The sequence below is a fragment of the Lysobacterales bacterium genome (assembly GCA_016703225.1).
Taxonomy (GTDB): Bacteria; Pseudomonadota; Gammaproteobacteria; order Xanthomonadales; family Ahniellaceae; genus JADKHK01.
The window spans coordinates 173884-187954 of the sequence record JADJCM010000002.1 but is presented as its reverse complement, the minus strand read 5'-3'; the positions used below and the strand labels follow the sequence as shown (position 1 = coordinate 187954).

The window sequence follows — 14071 nt, the reverse complement described above, 5'->3', positions numbered from 1 at the left end:
AAGCGGATGCGCCAATGCTAGCGGCTACACTGGCGCCCCGAACCGAATCTGGGATGCGAATGAAAACTGGCCACCAGCGCTGGGACCGGCTGCTGCTCGACGCCCGCGTGGCGACGCTGGCGGGAGAAGACGGTTACGGCCTGATCGAGGACGCCGCGATTGGAATCGCCGGCCACCAGATCGTCTACGCCGGACGACGCGTCGACCTGCCGCTGACGCCGGACATGATGGCCGATCGTGTGGAATTGCTCGGCGGCGCGCTGGTCACACCGGCGCTGATCGATGCCCACACCCACCTGGTATTCGCCGGCCATCGCGCGGCCGAATTCGAGCAGCGCCTGCACGGCGCCAGCTATCCGCAGATCGCCCAGGCCGGCGGCGGCATCCTCGGCAGCGTGCGCGCCACGCGCGCTGCCAGCGAGGACGAACTGTTCGCCGCGTCGCTGCCGCGTGCACGTGCACTGCTGCGCGACGGCGTCGGCACCATCGAGATCAAGTCTGGCTACGGGCTCGACCTCGCCAGCGAGCACAAGCAGCTGCGCGTCGCGCGTCGCATCGGCGAGGCGCTCGGCATCGACGTGCACTGCACCTACCTGGCGTTGCACGCGCTGCCGCCCGAATCCGCCGATCGGCGTGACGCATTCGTCGATACCGTTTGCCGCGAGTGGCTGCCGCAGTTGCACGCAGAAGGACTGGTCGATGCGGTCGATGGCTTCTGCGAAGGCATCGCCTTCACGCCCGCGGAGATCCGTCGGCTGTTCGGCGCGGCGCGCGCGCTCGGAATCCCGGTGAAGCTGCACGCCGACCAACTCAGCGATCTCGACGGTGCCGCGATCGCCGCGGAGTTCGGCGCGCTCTCGGCCGACCACATCGAATACACCAGCGAAGCCGCGGTAGCGCGCATGGCGGTCGCCGGCACGGTGGCGATGCTGCTGCCGGCCGCGTTTTACTGCCTGCGCGAGACGCGACTGCCGCCGATCGACGCGCTGCGCCGGCACCGGGTGGCGATGGCCGTTGCGACCGACCTCAATCCCGGCACCTCGCCGCTGCTGTCGCTGCGCACAGCGATGAACATGGCGTGCACCTTGTTCCGGCTGACCCCGGAGGAAGCCCTGCGCGGCACCACCGTCAACGCCGCGAAAGCGCTCGGGCTCGATGGCCGCAAGGGTCGCGTCGTTCCGGGCCAGGATGCCGACCTGGCGGTGTGGGATGCCGGATCGCCGGCCGAACTCTGCTACTGGATCGGCGGCCCCGGACCGACCGCGCTCTACGCAGCCGGCGCGCGGCTGTTCTGAGCCCAGAATGCAAGAGCCCCCGGCATGGCGGGGGCTCCTGGGACGCGAATCGCAGTGCGATCAGCTGGCTGCGCTGGGCTTCTTCTTCGCCGGTGCCGCCTTCTTCGCAGCCGGCTTGGCGGCAGGCGTGGCTGCCTTCTTCACCACCGCCGCGGCGGGCGCCGCAGACTTGGCCGCTTCCGAGTGCGGACGCACGTTGCCGTAGCTCTTCACGAAGATCTTGCCCTTCTTGGTCTTGCGATCGCCCTTGCCCATCTTGTTTCTGCTCCTGATTCGAGTTTGGCCGCGAAGGCTAGCAGTGAATCCGCCACAAATGAACGGCCGATCGAGGCGTGCTAGCCCGCGTGCTACATTGTCGTACAGGCAAGCGCGGAGCGTTCATGTCCACCCTCACCATTCGCCTCGACGATGCGCTCGACGCACAGTTGGCCGAGTTGGCGCGTGTCACCAGGCGCAGCAAGAGCGATCTGGTGCGTGAGATGCTGCGCCGCCAGACGGCGCTGGCCGAGTTGGAACGCGCACGCAGCCTGCTGCTGCCGCTGGCGGAAAAAGCTGGCTACCTGAGCGACGAGGACGTCTTTCGGGATTTCTCTTGAAGGTCGTGTTTGACAGCAACGTCTGGCTGAGCGGTCTCGTGGCACGAGGACTATGCGCTGATCTGCTGCGCCATGCATTGCAGCACCATGGACATGCAGGCTTCGAACTGATGCTGTGCGCGCCGGTTCGCGACGAAGTGCTGCGCACCCTGCGCGACAAGCTCCAAGCCACTGAACCCGCCCTCGATGCCGCGCGCGACAATGACGAGCGCGCGCGAAATCGCGAACGGAACCTGGCTGCCGCCGCCGGACTTTCCGGATGCGGACGACGCACCGGTTATCGCTGCCGCACTGGCCGCGCACGCCGATCTGTTCGTCACCGGCGACAAGGCGTTGCTGGGACTGGGCGCGGTGCAGGGCCTGCCAGTAATCGCGCCGCGGCAAGCGTACCTGCGCTTGCGTGGTCTGGCGTAAGCACCGCCGCGACATCATTCGGGATTGCTTGTGGCAGCCATGTACGTGCGTTCGCAATATCATGATCTTTGGCAATGGCGTTGAGGGCAACTGGGTGCAAGCGCGCATTGCCGGGAACACCCATTCACTCAGAGCTTGGAGACTTTCGTCATGACCACACTCCGCGGCGTTCCCGCTAGCCAGCGCCTGCCGACCTTGCCACGGCGTTGCCCGCTGGCGCTCAGCATCACCGCGCTGATCCTGTCCGGCGCCCTGGTCAGCCACGCGCAGGCGCAGGCGTTTCCGGCTGTCATCAACCTGGGCAGCCTGAACGGTGCGAACGGCTTTCGTCTCGATGGCGCTTCGGCGGGTGACCTATCCGGCTACTCGGTCAGCGGGGCCGGGGATATCAACGGCGATGGCCTGGGCGATTTGATCGTCGGGGCGCATCTCGCCGACCCGAACGGCACTAATTCCGGCAGCAGCTATGTGGTGTTCGGCAAGAACGCGCCGTTTGCTGCGACGCTGGCGCTGTCTTCACTGAACGGCACCGACGGCTTTCGTCTCGATGGCGCGGCATCGGGTAACAGTTCCGGCCGCTGGGTCAGCGCGGCCGGGGATATCAATGGCGATGGCCGGGACGATCTGACCATCGGGGCGCCTCTCGCCGACCCGAACGGCACTAATTCCGGCAGCAGCTATGTGGTGTTCGGCAAGTCCACTGAGTTTGCGGCGACGCTGACGCTTTCTGCCCTGAACGGCACAAACGGCTTTCGTCTCGATGGCGTGGCCGCGGATGACCGTTCTGGCCGCTCGGTCAGCGCGGCTGGGGACATCAATGGCGATGGCGAGGACGATCTGATCGTCGGTGCGTTTCAAGCCGACCCGAATGGCAGCCTATCCGGCAGCACCTATGTGGTGTTCGGCAAGAACACGCCGTTCGCGGCGACGCTGGCGCTGTCTGCCCTGAACGGCACGGATGGCTTTCGCCTCGATGGCGCGGCGGCGGCTGACATCTCTGGCTACGCGGTCAGGGCAGCCGGAGATATTAATGGCGATGGTCTTGACGATCTGATCATCGGAGCGTTTGGTGCCGACCCGAATGGCAGCCAATCGGGCAGCAGCTATGTGGTCTTCGGCAAGAACACGCCGTTCGCGGCGACGCTGGCGCTGTCTGCCCTAAACGGCACGGATGGATTTCGACTCGATGGCGCAGCGGTGAGCGACGTATCCGGCCTCTCTGTCAGCGCGGCCGGCGATCTCAATGACGATGGCCTAGACGACCTGGTCATCGGCGCGCCGTTCGCCGACCCGAATGGCAGCTACTCCGGCAGCAGCTATGTGCTGTTTGGCAAGACCTCGCCGTTTGCCGCGACGTTCGCGCTCTCCGCCCTGAACGGCGCGAACGGCTTTCGTCTCGATGGCGTAGCGGCAGATGACCATTCCGGCATCTCGGTCAGCTCAGCCGGGGATATCAATGGGGATGGGGTTGATGACCTGATTGTCGGGGCTCACTTTGCCGACCCGAATGGCAGCAATTCCGGCAGCAGCTATGTGCTGTTCGGTCACCGAAGCGAGTCGATTTTTGCCAATGGCTTTGAGGGCAGCTGAGTTCAGGCCGGCCGAATCATCCGCCTGATTTCGTCGGACTTGAAGCCGAGCAGCATCGGCCGCCGCGCCGCAGGGATCACCGCCACGTCGTAGAGCTCTTCGACCATGCCCTCGAAACCCACGCTGTGCACCTGGTCGCCGGTGGAAAGATCGATCACGGCGATGCCGCAGCGTGCCGTGACCCTGCGATCGGCCAGTTGCCGGTCGAGTCCGAGCCCGCTGAACGAGCGATTGCGCGCCCGCGACAGCCCGACCAGAGCGTAGTCGCCGACGAAAGCCAGGCCGCGCGCGTAGCCCGGCACCACACACACCGGCTCGAATCGACCGCTGGCCAGATCGACCGTGCCGAGTTCGCCATTGCCGGAATTGAGCAGCCACAGCTTGCCACGGTACCAGCGCGGCGAGTGCGGCATCGATAGCCCGCTGCAAATGATTTCGTTGCTGCGAATGTCCATGACCAGACCACCGTTGGCACGATGTTCGCGCCAGCCCTCGGCGGCGTCGGCCTGACTGATCAGGGTCACGTACACCGGCGCGCCCTCGACCATCGCCAGACCGTTCAGATGACAGCGATCCTCGGCCGCCAGCTTGCTGATGAACGGCGGCTTCCAGATCACCTCGAAGCTCGCCTGCTGCGACGGCCGCGCCAGGCAACTGAACAGGGTGTTGACGAATACCGGCTGGCCATCGCGATCGATGCCGATGTCGTGCACATCAACATCGCCAGTGGTCCAGCCGACCTGGGGCACGAACAGACGGTCGTAGCCCTGGTAATTCTCGCCCGGCCCAAGCATGTTGTTGAACCGCCACAGTTGGTACAGGCTGGCCAGATAGAAACGGTCGCTGCCGGCGGCCAGCCCCATGCAACGGGCAAAGGTGCGCTCGGCGATCGCCACTCCGTTGGCGCTGGAACCGAACAGGAACACCTTGCCGGCCTGATAGGTGGTGCAACCGATACTCACCCCGGCATCGCGCAGCCAGCCCTCGAAACCACGCGAAAAATTGATCTCGAAGGCGGGAGCGGGGGGTGAATCCGGGTTCATCGGTACGAGTCCTCGCCGAAGCAAACGGCGAGCCTAGCAAATCGCGCGCGAATCCAGCGCTGCGCTCAATCCAGACCGAGTAGCTCGGCCCACAGGTTGCGTGTGCAACCGTGGCGCCGGGCGCTGCGACGGTTGGACAAATGCGTCAGCGCCAGCAGCAGCCCCCCAGCGACGAGCATGGCGGCATGCAGCCATGCCGGCTCGTGGACGAAGAACGCGGCGGCCAACATCAGCAGCGCCGAACCCAGGTACATCGCCAGCACCTGTCGCCAGCGATGGGTGCAGTAAGCCGCGCCGATCACTGCGGCGCCAAACAACAACGCGACCGACACCGCCCACTGATCGAAGCGATGCGAAGCCAACCAGTGCGCACCCGCGAGCGGTGCCAATGCGAGCACCACCGGCAACGCGGCACAGTGCAGCGCGCAGACAAACGAAGCGCCGGCACCCAACCAATCCAGCCGCTGGTGCCAACGCCGCGATCGTTCGGGCAACTGGTTCGCGACGGAGTCGGCACTCATGAGTTCACACGTTCAGCCCTTGACGGCGACAAGTGTAACTTTATAACGCGAAGACTCCAAGCATGAACCCGTGACGTCCAGCCGCAGGCCTCCGGCCACGCCCGCCGCGGGCAGTCCCGCACCCGGCCGCCATTCTGCGGCTCGCGCCTGAACGAGCCGGGTAGCGACACACACGACCTCCGACCGCGCCGATCCGCATTGTGCACGCGGAGTGAAGGCCATCATGCGCAAGGGCGATTACTGCACCCGTCGTCGCAGATAATTCAACAGATCGATGCGGGTGATCAGGCCGAGGAACTTTTCGGAGTCGGTGACGATGGCGACGTGACCCTTGTCGAAGACCGGGAGCAGTGCCTCAATCGGAGACTTGACTTCGATCTTCTCGAGCTTGCTGACCATGGCCGTGGAGACCGGGTCACGGAACTTTGCTTCGTCACCGTAGACATGCATCAGCACGTCGCTCTCGTCGACGATGCCGACCAGCTGTTCGCCGTCCATCACCGGTAGCTGCGAGACGTCGTACAGCTTCATGCGCTGGTAGGCGACGGTGAGCAGGTCATTCGGGCCAATCACAACGGTGTCGCGCTGCGAATAAGGGCGGTTGATCAGGTCGCGCAGATCGTTGTGCACCTGGCGTTCGAGGAAACCGTTGTCGAGCATCCAGTAGTCGTTGTACATCTTCGACAGGTACTTGTTGCCGGTGTCGCAGACGAAGGCGACGACGCGCTTCTTCGTCTTCTGTTCACGGCAATACTTCAATGCTGCAGCGAGGATGGTGCCGCTCGACGAGCCGCCGAGAATTCCCTCCCTGGCGAGCAGCTCGCGCCCGGCGATAAAACTCTCCTTGTCGCTGATCGCGTAGGCCTTCCTGACCCGTGAGAAATCGCTGATCGGCGGCAGGAAGTCCTCGCCGATGCCTTCGACCATCCAACTCGCGGACTTCTCGCTGAGCGTGCCGCGGTTGATGTACTCCTCCAGGATCGAGCCGACCGGATCGGCGATGACCAGTTCGACGTTCGGCGCCTCGCGTGCGAAGTAGCGCGATAGCCCGGTCATCGTGCCCGAGGAGCCGACACCAAAGATGATCGCGTCCAAGTCGCGATCCATGTCGGCGTAAATCTCGGGGCCGGTCACCTCCTCGTGCGCCTTCGGGTTGTTCGGATTGCCGAACTGGTTGATGAAATACGCGCCGGGCGTGTCCCTGGCGATCTGCGCAGCCAGGTCCTGGTAGTAGGCGGGATGGCCCTTGGCAACGTCGGAACGGGTCAGCACCACTTCCGCACCCATCGCCTTGAGATTGAAGATCTTCTCGCGGCTCATCTTGTCCGGCACCACGAGAATCAACTTGTAGCCCTTCTGCTGCGCGACCAAAGCGAGGCCGATACCGGTATTGCCGGCGGTACCTCGACCAGCGTGGCGCCCGGCCGGATGTGTCCGGCGTGCTCGGCTGCCTCGATCATCGACAGCCCGATGCGGTCCTTGATCGAACCGCCGGGGTTCGCGCTCTCGAGTTTCAGGTACAGATCGCAGCGGCCGGTGTCGAGCTTCTGCACCTTGACCATCGGCGTCTTGCCGATCAGTTCGAGCACGCTGTTGACTTGGGGCATGACCGGCTTCCGCTGCGAAGGAGCGCAGGATGATAGCCGCCGAGCCACAAAAGCGAACGGCCGGGGCATTCGCCACCGGCCGCCGCCGAGGAGCACCGTCTGCCTGCGCAATCCGTTCCGGCTGCTCCCACCGCAGGGTCCTGCCCTGCACGATTCCTGCCGCACTCCGTGTGCGGCGACGCCTCAGGCCCTGTGCTCCCAGATGTTGGTGAGCTTGTCCTTGGCCCACAACTTCTCTTTCTTCAACCGAACCAGGGTCACGTCGTCGATGGGCAGCACGCCCAACTCGGCGTCACGGACCTGCTTGTCGAGTTCGCGATGCTTGAGGAACAGACTCCGGAACTCCGGGCTCTGGCTCATCATCGCCTCGACTTCACGCTGTTGTGATTCGAACATCAGCTGACCTCCTCTGCATGCAAAGGCGCCACGGCGCGTCGACGCCTGCACGAAGCCGTCGACGTGGGTGCGCGTGGGGGGCACGGGTCCGGATTGCGGCGCGCGGCATCAACCTGATGCCGACGCACCCGGTGGTGGTCGGCGGCGGCTTCCTCGAGACTGCAACAGGCTTGCATCGTCGGACCTTCCTGCCATGCCGGACATCGATACGGTGCGGCATGTGGCTCGAACCTACTCCGTTCCCGGAAGCCCGGCAAGCCGGATTTCTGCCCGTTTTCGACGCCCGAAAAAACAGCCGGTTGCGAGTTAAGAAAACGTTATCGACCGAGCAAGATGATCTCGACGCGGCGATTTCGGGCCTTGCCCTCGGCGCTCTCGTTGGAAGCCACCGGGACCGTCTCCCCGCGACCGATCGCGGTCATGCGCGCGGCATCGACTCCGCGTGCCGCGAGCGCCGCCAGCACCGCATCCGCACGCTGCTGCGACAGCACCTGATTGGCATTGTCGCTGCCGCTGGCGTCGGTATGTCCTTCGATGCGCACGCTGCGCGTGACGTCGCGATTGACGAAGTCCACGACGGTGTCGAGATTCTCGATGGCCTCGGGCAGCAACTGCGAACGCCCGGCAGCGAACACCGCCTCGCCCAGGGTCATCACGCTGCCGCGTGCCTCCTCGCGCGCGGTCAGCGACTGCATCTGCATACGCAGGCTGTCAGCGGCGGCCACTGCCAGTTCGGCCTCGCGCTTGGCCAGTTCGGCCTCGGCTGACTGTGCCTGCGCCACGCGTCGCGCCTGATCCGCTTCGGCGCGGGCGGCATCGGCGAGCGCCGCGCTCTCGACGCTTTCGGCACGTGCAGCATCGGCGTCGCTGCGCGCGCGCTCGGCTTCCTCGGCACGCGCCAACGATTGCAGACGCAGCTTCTCGGCTTCGAGTCGCGACATCTCGGCATCGCGGCGACTGGCCTCGAGCAGGATCTGATCGCGTTCACGCTGCAGCTGGGTCAGGAGCCTTTCCTCATGCACAGCGTTGGCGGCGGCGATCGCACCATCGAGGCGCCGTTCCGCCAGGTAGGACAGATGCTCGCGCTCTTCACCACGCATGCCCGCCAATTTCATCTGCGCCAGCGTCTCGCGCACGCGCGAGCTTTCGGCCGGAGCCAGACTGCCGATCTCGGGATCGGCCTCGAAGGCACGCAGTTGCTGCTCGATGCGTTCGTATTCAAGGTCACGCCTGGCCGCATCGACCGGAAGGGCGCCGCCGAGCAGGAAGACCAGGGAGAGGGCGCGCAAACGGCTCATGGCGACTCCCCAAGCAGTTCGGCACGCAATTTTGCATTCTCCGCCGATTGCGCCGCGGTCGCTGCGCGCAAGCGTGCGAGGCGCGCACGCGCCATCGCCAATTCGGCCTCGGCCTCACCCTGCGCCGCCCATCGTGCTGCGCGCCGGCGGTCGCCGCCAGCCAGTGCGCTGCGCGCCTGCGCCATGCGCTCCTTTGCAGAACGCAGCTCCACCGGCGCATATACCTCGGCCTGCGCCGCCAGTGCGCCCTGCACCAGCAGCGCCGAACGCTCGATGTCGGCGGTGGGATCAGGGACCGATACGCACCCCGCCAGCGCCAGCAGAAGGAGACCGGGAAGATGGATTTTCAATCGGGGAAATGTCATAAGTCGCATGCATGCTGATTGCCGGGTATTGTGGAAAGCCCCAGCGGCGTTTGCAACGACAAGACGCAACGGCAACAAGACGAACGGGTGAGGCGCGCATGGATATCGGCTACTTCCTGAAACTGATGGCGGAGAAGGGTGCGTCGGACATGTTCCTGACCACCGGCGCCCCGGTGAACATCAAGGTCGAGGGCAAGCTGTATCCGCTCGGCAACACCGGCCTGCCCGGGGGCATGGTCAAGAAGATCGCCTATTCGCTGATGGACGAAGGCCAGGTGCCGGCGTTCGAGCGCGATCTCGAGCTCAACATCGCGATCGCGGTCAAGGAAGCCGGTCGCTTCCGCGTCAACGTATTCAAGCAGCGCGGCGAAGTCGGCATGGTCATCCGCGCGATCAAGAGCGAGATCCCGACCTTCGACATGCTCAAGCTGCCGAAGGTGCTCAGCGACCTGATCATGGAGCCGCGCGGACTGATCCTGGTGGTCGGCGCCACCGGCTCGGGCAAGTCGACCTCGCTCGCAGCGATGATCGACCATCGCAACAGCAACAGCAGCGGGCACATCCTCACGATCGAGGATCCGATCGAATTCCTGCATCGGCACAAGAAGTCGATCGTCAATCAGCGCGAGGTTGGCCTAGATACACGCAGCTACCACGAAGCGCTGAAGAACGCGATGCGCGAGGCGCCGGACGTGATCTTGATCGGCGAAATTCGCGACGAGGAAACGATGGAGGCCGCGATCGCGTTCTCCGAGACCGGCCACCTCTGCCTGGCGACACTGCATTCCAACAACGCCGACCAGACCATCGAGCGCATCCTGAACTTCTTCCCCGAGGCTTCGCACAAGAACGTGCTGATGAACCTGTCGCTGAACCTGAAGGCCGTGGTTTCGCAGCGACTGGTGCTCGGCAAGGACGGCAAGCGCCTGCCCGCGGTGGAGATCCTGATCAACACGCCGGTGATCCGCGACATGATGCGCCGGCAGCAGGTGCACGAGATCAAGGAAGCGATGGACCGCTCGCTCGAGGAAGGCATGCAGACCTTCGACCAGGCCCTGTTCCGGCTGTACAAGGACGGCAAGGTCGAACTGGAAGAGGCGCTGAACAAGGCGGACTCGCGCGATGGCCTCGCGCTCAAGATCCGCCTCGCCGAGGGCGGCGGCGGCGCCGAGCACGACCCTTACGATCCGAACGCCTATTGATCCCGCTCAGGGCGCCGGCGCGTCCGGCTGCCTCTCGGGGCGCGCGGCGTCGAACGCGGGCAGCGTCAGGCAGCGCGCGTCGATGCGGCGAATGGTCGGGAACGGCGCCAGGTCGACCTCGTAGCGGCGCGCGTTGTAGACCTGCGGCACCAGGCAGCAGTCCGCGATCGAGGGTACGTCGCCCTCGCAGAAATCGCCGGTGGATGGATTGTCGGCGAGCAGTTCCTCAAGTGCGGCGAAACCGCGCGTGATCCAGGTGCGGACCCATCGCTCGCGCTCGATCTGCGGCATGCCGTCTTCCGACTCCAGATACTGCAGCACCCCAAGATTGCCCATCGGCGAGATGTCCGTCGCAATCAGGTGGGCCAAGCCACGAGCCCGCGCGCGCTCGCGCGCAGTGCCCGGCAACAGGTGGTTGCCGTCATAGACCTCCTCCAGGTACTCGATGATCGCGAGCGACTGGCGAATGACACGCCCGCCGTCGATCAACACCGGCACACGTTCCTGCGGATTGAGTTGGTGGAATTCGGCGCTGTGGTGCTCGCCGCCCTCGCGCACCAGATTCACCGGCACTACCTCATGCTTGAGTTGCTTGAGGTTCAGCGCGATGCGCACCCGATACGAGGCACTGGATCGCCAGTAGCTATAAAGCCGGATCGTGCTGTCCACGCCTGCCATCCTCCCTCGGCCCGGCCCTGAATCTAGCTCAGGCCCGGTACGGCAACAACTGCGGCCAGAATCAGCGGATCAGCGGTGCCATGCGCTGCTCGATCGCCCCGAAAACGCTGTGCCCGCTGCGGTCGAACATCTCGATACGCACGATGTCACCATACTTCATGAATGGCGTGCTCGGCTTGCCGTCGCGCAGGGCCTCGACGGTACGCTGTTCGGCAAAGCAGGACGCACCAAGACCAACGTCCTCGTTCGCCACCGTGCCCGAACCGACGATGGTTCCGGCCGAAAGCGGCCGCGTCTTGGCGGCATGCGCAATCAGCTGCGCGAAATTGAATTGCATGTCGACTCCAGCCTCGGGGGCACCGAACCAGATCCCGTTGATGTGCGTGGTCAGCGCCAGATGCACCTTGCTGTCGATCCAGGCGTCACCGAGTTCGTCCGGAGTCGCGAAGACCGGGCTCAGGCCCGAGCGCGGCTTCGACTGCAGAAACCCGAAGCCCTTCGCCAACTCATCGGGAATCAGGTTGCGCAGGCTGACATCGTTGATCAAGCCGACCAGCCGGATGTGGTCCGCCGCCGCCTGCGGCGTCACCGCCATCGGCACGTCGTCGGTGACGACCACGACTTCGGCTTCGAGATCGATGCCGTAACTCTCGCTCGGCACTACCACTTCGTCGCGCGGGCCGAGGAAGCCGGCGCCTGTTGCCTGGTACATCAGCGGATCGGTGTAGAAGCTGGTCGGAACCTCCGCACCACGCGCCTTGCGCACGCGGACCACGTGCGGCAGATAGGCGCTGCCGTCGACAAACTCGTAGGCCCGCGGCAGCGGCGCCGCCAGCGCATCCATGTCGAGAGCGAATGTGTGCCCGGCACGCCCCGCATTCAGTTCGTGGGACAAGGCCCGCAGACGCGGCGCCGTGGTACTCCAGTCTTCCAGCGCCTGCTGCAGGGTAGGTGCGATGCCTGCGGCCACGACCGCGCGGGTCAAATCGCGGCTCACCACGATCAATGTGCCGTCACGACCGCCTTGCTTGAGGGATGCGAGTTTCACGGGTTCGATCTCCTTCAGATCAATTCGGCGACGTCGTGGTGCAGGGCCGCGAGTCCCCGATCCGCCGTCAGCAATTTTGCGTGGTGGGCACGCGCCAAGTCGGCGAGGTAGGCATCGGTGACCTGGGCGTGGCCGATGACACCAAACCAGCGCCCATGCGCGGGCTCGCAATCCTGTGCCAGGAAGCGGTGCCGCGCGCTGGCAGTCACCTGCTGCAGCAGCGACAGCGAACGGTCGATGCCGAGGTCGTCACGGAACCGCATCAGGTAGCGCAGCAATGCCAGTTGCGTGATCGCACAAGTCGCCAGCAGCGCTGTCGCTGGCCGGCGGCGAATGTCCGCGTGCGCGGCCGCGTGCGACAGGTGCTGCGCGTCGAGCAGCGGGATCAGTACCGACGCATCGAGCAACAGGATCACTCGCTGTCCTCGAGGAATTTCTTCACTTCCTCATGGGTAACGATGCGCTTGCCGCCCTGCAGGATCGGCAGCCCGGTAGCCGGGTCGATGTCGATGCGGTATTCGGCGCGCGATTCGCCAACGCCTGACGGCTGCAGCGCCTGCCGGGCCAGCGACACCAGAGTCGCCCCCAGGGTTTCGCCGCGCTGCTGCGCCAGCGCCTTGAACAGGGCGTGGTCCTGGAATGGAATGTCGATCGTTGTTCTCATCGCTGAATCGTGATGCGGTTGCATCACCGCGTCAATGAATCAGGCGCCAGGACGAACGAAGTGCTTCTTCAGGCCCTGCCAGCACTGGGCGTAGTCGCGGTCGCGGTTGGCGGCGACAAGCGCCTGCGCGGTGGGCTGGATGACCAAACCGGTCTCGAACATGAAGGCCATGGTGTGCTCGATGTAGTCGGGCCGCGACAGGTCGGCACTGCTGGCCTTGCCGAAGGTCGCGGCGTCGGGACCGTGCGCGGTCATGCAGGTGTGCAACGAGGCGCCGCCTGGCTCGAAGCCGTCGGCCTTGGCGTCGTACACGCCTTCAATCAGGCCCATGAACTCGCTGGCGAGATTGCGGTGGTACCAGGGCGGGCGGAAGGTGTCGGCCATCGCCAGGATGCGCGGCGGGAAGATCACGAAGTCGAGGTTCGCGGTGCCCGGAATGGCGCTGGCACTGGTCAGCACGGTGAAGATCGACGGGTCCGGATGATCGAAGCTGATCGAGCCGATGGTGTTGTAGTGGCGCAGGTCGTACTTGTACGGCGTGAAGTTACCGTGCCAGCCGACCACGTCACAGGGCGAGTGGCCGATCGGCGCATGCCACAGCCGGCCCTGGAACTTGTGCACCAACTCGAACTCACCCTCGCGGTCCTCGAACGCCGCCACCGGCGCCAGGAAATCGCGCGGATTGGCCATGCCGTTCGAGCCGATCGGACCGAGCTCGGGCAGGCGCAACGGCATGCCGAAGTTTTCGGCCAGGTAGCCGCGCGCCTGGGCGTCGAGCAGTTCCACGCGAAAGCGAATCCCGCGCGGGATCACCACGAGTTCCAGCGGCCCGGCCTCAATGATCCCGAGCTCGGTCGTGAGGCGCAGCCGCCCCTGCTGCGGCAGAAGCAGCATCTCGGCATCGGCGTTGCTGAAGTAGCGTCCGTCCATCGAGGCATTGGCGGCATAGACGTGGATGCCGATGCCGGCCATCGCCGCCGGCGAACCGTTGCCGGCCATGGTGAACACGCCCTCGACGAAGTCGGTGCGCGACGTCGGCAGCGCAAGCGCGGACCAGCGCAGCGGGTTCGGGTCAGCGGCGACTTCGTCGAAGCGGTTGTGCCAGGTCGATTCGGACAACGGTTCGAAGCGGCCGTGGATCGCGCCCGGGCGGATGCGGTAGGTCCAGGTGCGCCGATTCAGGTGCCGCGGCATGGTGAACGCTGTGCCCGAGATCTGCTCGGCGTACAGCCCATGCGCGACGCGCTGCGGCGAATTGCGCCCGACCGGCAGCGTGCCGGGAATCGCTTCACTGGCGAATTCGTTGCCGAAGCCGGATTGGTAGGTGAGTGTGGTCATGGATTCTCCGGTTCGC

Annotated in this window: 16 protein-coding genes and 1 pseudogene; 4 read left to right on the top strand and 13 right to left on the bottom strand. The window is 65.1% G+C overall.

All coding sequences use genetic code 11. From position 1 onward, the window contains the following. Positions 1-59: 59 nt before the first annotated feature. Positions 60-1295, top strand: a complete 1236-nt coding sequence (locus IPG63_09365; protein ID MBK6727451.1) for an imidazolonepropionase — start codon at positions 60-62, stop codon at positions 1293-1295. Between the two features lie 60 nt (positions 1296-1355). Here the strand turns inward: IPG63_09365 and IPG63_09360 are convergent, their stop codons facing one another. Next, on the bottom strand, positions 1356-1550 hold the full coding sequence (locus tag IPG63_09360) for a 30S ribosomal protein THX (GenBank protein MBK6727450.1): 195 nt from the start codon (positions 1548-1550) through the stop codon (positions 1356-1358). 125 nt (positions 1551-1675) lie between these two features. On the opposite strand from IPG63_09360, the gene IPG63_09355 reads away from it, so the two are divergent. Next, positions 1676-1891, top strand: a complete 216-nt coding sequence (locus IPG63_09355) for a ribbon-helix-helix protein, CopG family (GenBank protein ID MBK6727449.1) — start codon at positions 1676-1678, stop codon at positions 1889-1891. A gap of 50 nt (positions 1892-1941) precedes the next feature. Here IPG63_09355 and IPG63_09350 read toward each other — a convergent pair whose 3' ends face one another. Then, entirely contained in the window at positions 1942-2220 is a 279-nt protein-coding gene (locus tag IPG63_09350) for a hypothetical protein (protein ID MBK6727448.1), read from the bottom strand. 235 nt (positions 2221-2455) lie between these two features. Here IPG63_09350 and IPG63_09345 point away from each other — a divergent pair, with 235 nt between their 5' ends. Then, positions 2456-3895, top strand: coding sequence for an FG-GAP repeat protein (locus IPG63_09345; protein ID MBK6727447.1), 1440 nt, complete (start codon positions 2456-2458; stop codon positions 3893-3895). A 2-nt stretch (positions 3896-3897) separates the two neighbouring features. Here the strand turns inward: IPG63_09345 and IPG63_09340 are convergent, their stop codons facing one another. The 6 genes and pseudogenes from IPG63_09340 to IPG63_09315 form a co-directional block, all read right to left on the bottom strand. After that, positions 3898-4938, bottom strand: a complete 1041-nt coding sequence (locus IPG63_09340) for a TIGR03032 family protein (protein ID MBK6727446.1) — start codon at positions 4936-4938, stop codon at positions 3898-3900. Positions 4939-5003: 65 nt separating this feature from the next. Beyond that, positions 5004-5459 carry a MerC domain-containing protein gene (locus tag IPG63_09335; GenBank protein MBK6727445.1) on the bottom strand — a complete coding sequence of 152 codons (456 nt, stop codon included), beginning with the start codon at positions 5457-5459 and terminating at the stop codon, positions 5004-5006. A gap of 237 nt (positions 5460-5696) precedes the next feature. Continuing rightward, positions 5697-7066: pseudogene (locus IPG63_09330) on the bottom strand (pyridoxal-phosphate dependent enzyme). A 183-nt stretch (positions 7067-7249) separates the two neighbouring features. Further along, positions 7250-7462 (bottom strand): YdcH family protein, encoded by a 213-nt coding sequence (locus tag IPG63_09325; GenBank protein ID MBK6727444.1) that lies wholly within the window; start codon positions 7460-7462, stop codon positions 7250-7252. 317 nt (positions 7463-7779) lie between these two features. Then, positions 7780-8760 carry an OmpA family protein gene (locus IPG63_09320; GenBank protein ID MBK6727443.1) on the bottom strand — a complete coding sequence of 327 codons (981 nt, stop codon included), beginning with the start codon at positions 8758-8760 and terminating at the stop codon, positions 7780-7782. After that, positions 8757-9110 (bottom strand): DUF4398 domain-containing protein, encoded by a 354-nt coding sequence (locus IPG63_09315; protein ID MBK6727442.1) that lies wholly within the window; start codon positions 9108-9110, stop codon positions 8757-8759. The genes IPG63_09320 and IPG63_09315 overlap by 4 nt, the downstream gene beginning before the upstream one ends. A 113-nt stretch (positions 9111-9223) precedes the next feature. Here IPG63_09315 and IPG63_09310 point away from each other — a divergent pair, with 113 nt between their 5' ends. After that, complete coding sequence (locus IPG63_09310; GenBank protein MBK6727441.1) at positions 9224-10327, top strand: PilT/PilU family type 4a pilus ATPase; 1104 nt, start codon at positions 9224-9226, stop codon at positions 10325-10327. Between the two features lie 6 nt (positions 10328-10333). On the opposite strand, the gene maiA is transcribed toward IPG63_09310, so the two are convergent. From maiA to IPG63_09285, 5 genes are all read right to left on the bottom strand, one after another. Beyond that, positions 10334-10996: a maleylacetoacetate isomerase gene (maiA, locus tag IPG63_09305; protein ID MBK6727440.1), complete on the bottom strand. Its 663-nt coding sequence runs from the start codon at positions 10994-10996 to the stop codon at positions 10334-10336. Positions 10997-11066: 70 nt separating this feature from the next. Next, the gene (locus tag IPG63_09300; protein MBK6727439.1) at positions 11067-12053 is read right to left on the bottom strand and encodes a fumarylacetoacetate hydrolase family protein; all 987 of its coding nucleotides are present in this window, start codon (positions 12051-12053) and stop codon (positions 11067-11069) included. A 14-nt stretch (positions 12054-12067) separates the two neighbouring features. Next, entirely contained in the window at positions 12068-12469 is a 402-nt protein-coding gene (locus IPG63_09295) for a PIN domain-containing protein (GenBank protein MBK6727438.1), read from the bottom strand. Continuing rightward, positions 12466-12717: a hypothetical protein gene (locus IPG63_09290; GenBank protein MBK6727437.1), complete on the bottom strand. Its 252-nt coding sequence runs from the start codon at positions 12715-12717 to the stop codon at positions 12466-12468. Before IPG63_09290 ends, IPG63_09295 begins: the two co-directional genes overlap by 4 nt. A gap of 39 nt (positions 12718-12756) precedes the next feature. After that, a complete protein-coding gene (locus tag IPG63_09285; GenBank protein MBK6727436.1) occupies positions 12757-14055 on the bottom strand; it encodes a homogentisate 1,2-dioxygenase in 1299 nt (432 codons plus the stop codon). Positions 14056-14071: the final 16 nt, after the last annotated feature.

Coding starts and splice junctions, on each gene's coding strand:
- IPG63_09325 (MBK6727444.1), bottom strand. CDS start 7,462: ATGTTCGAATCACAACAGCGTGAAGTCGAGGCGATGATGAGCCAGAGC.
- IPG63_09320 (MBK6727443.1), bottom strand. CDS start 8,760: ATGAGCCGTTTGCGCGCCCTCTCCCTGGTCTTCCTGCTCGGCGGCGCC.
- IPG63_09290 (MBK6727437.1), bottom strand. CDS start 12,717: ATGAGAACAACGATCGACATTCCATTCCAGGACCACGCCCTGTTCAAG.
- IPG63_09310 (MBK6727441.1), top strand. CDS start 9,224: ATGGATATCGGCTACTTCCTGAAACTGATGGCGGAGAAGGGTGCGTCG.
- IPG63_09340 (MBK6727446.1), bottom strand. CDS start 4,938: ATGAACCCGGATTCACCCCCCGCTCCCGCCTTCGAGATCAATTTTTCG.
- IPG63_09360 (MBK6727450.1), bottom strand. CDS start 1,550: ATGGGCAAGGGCGATCGCAAGACCAAGAAGGGCAAGATCTTCGTGAAG.
- IPG63_09345 (MBK6727447.1), top strand. CDS start 2,456: ATGACCACACTCCGCGGCGTTCCCGCTAGCCAGCGCCTGCCGACCTTG.
- IPG63_09335 (MBK6727445.1), bottom strand. CDS start 5,459: ATGAGTGCCGACTCCGTCGCGAACCAGTTGCCCGAACGATCGCGGCGT.
- IPG63_09355 (MBK6727449.1), top strand. CDS start 1,676: ATGTCCACCCTCACCATTCGCCTCGACGATGCGCTCGACGCACAGTTG.
- IPG63_09285 (MBK6727436.1), bottom strand. CDS start 14,055: ATGACCACACTCACCTACCAATCCGGCTTCGGCAACGAATTCGCCAGT.
- IPG63_09365 (MBK6727451.1), top strand. CDS start 60: ATGAAAACTGGCCACCAGCGCTGGGACCGGCTGCTGCTCGACGCCCGC.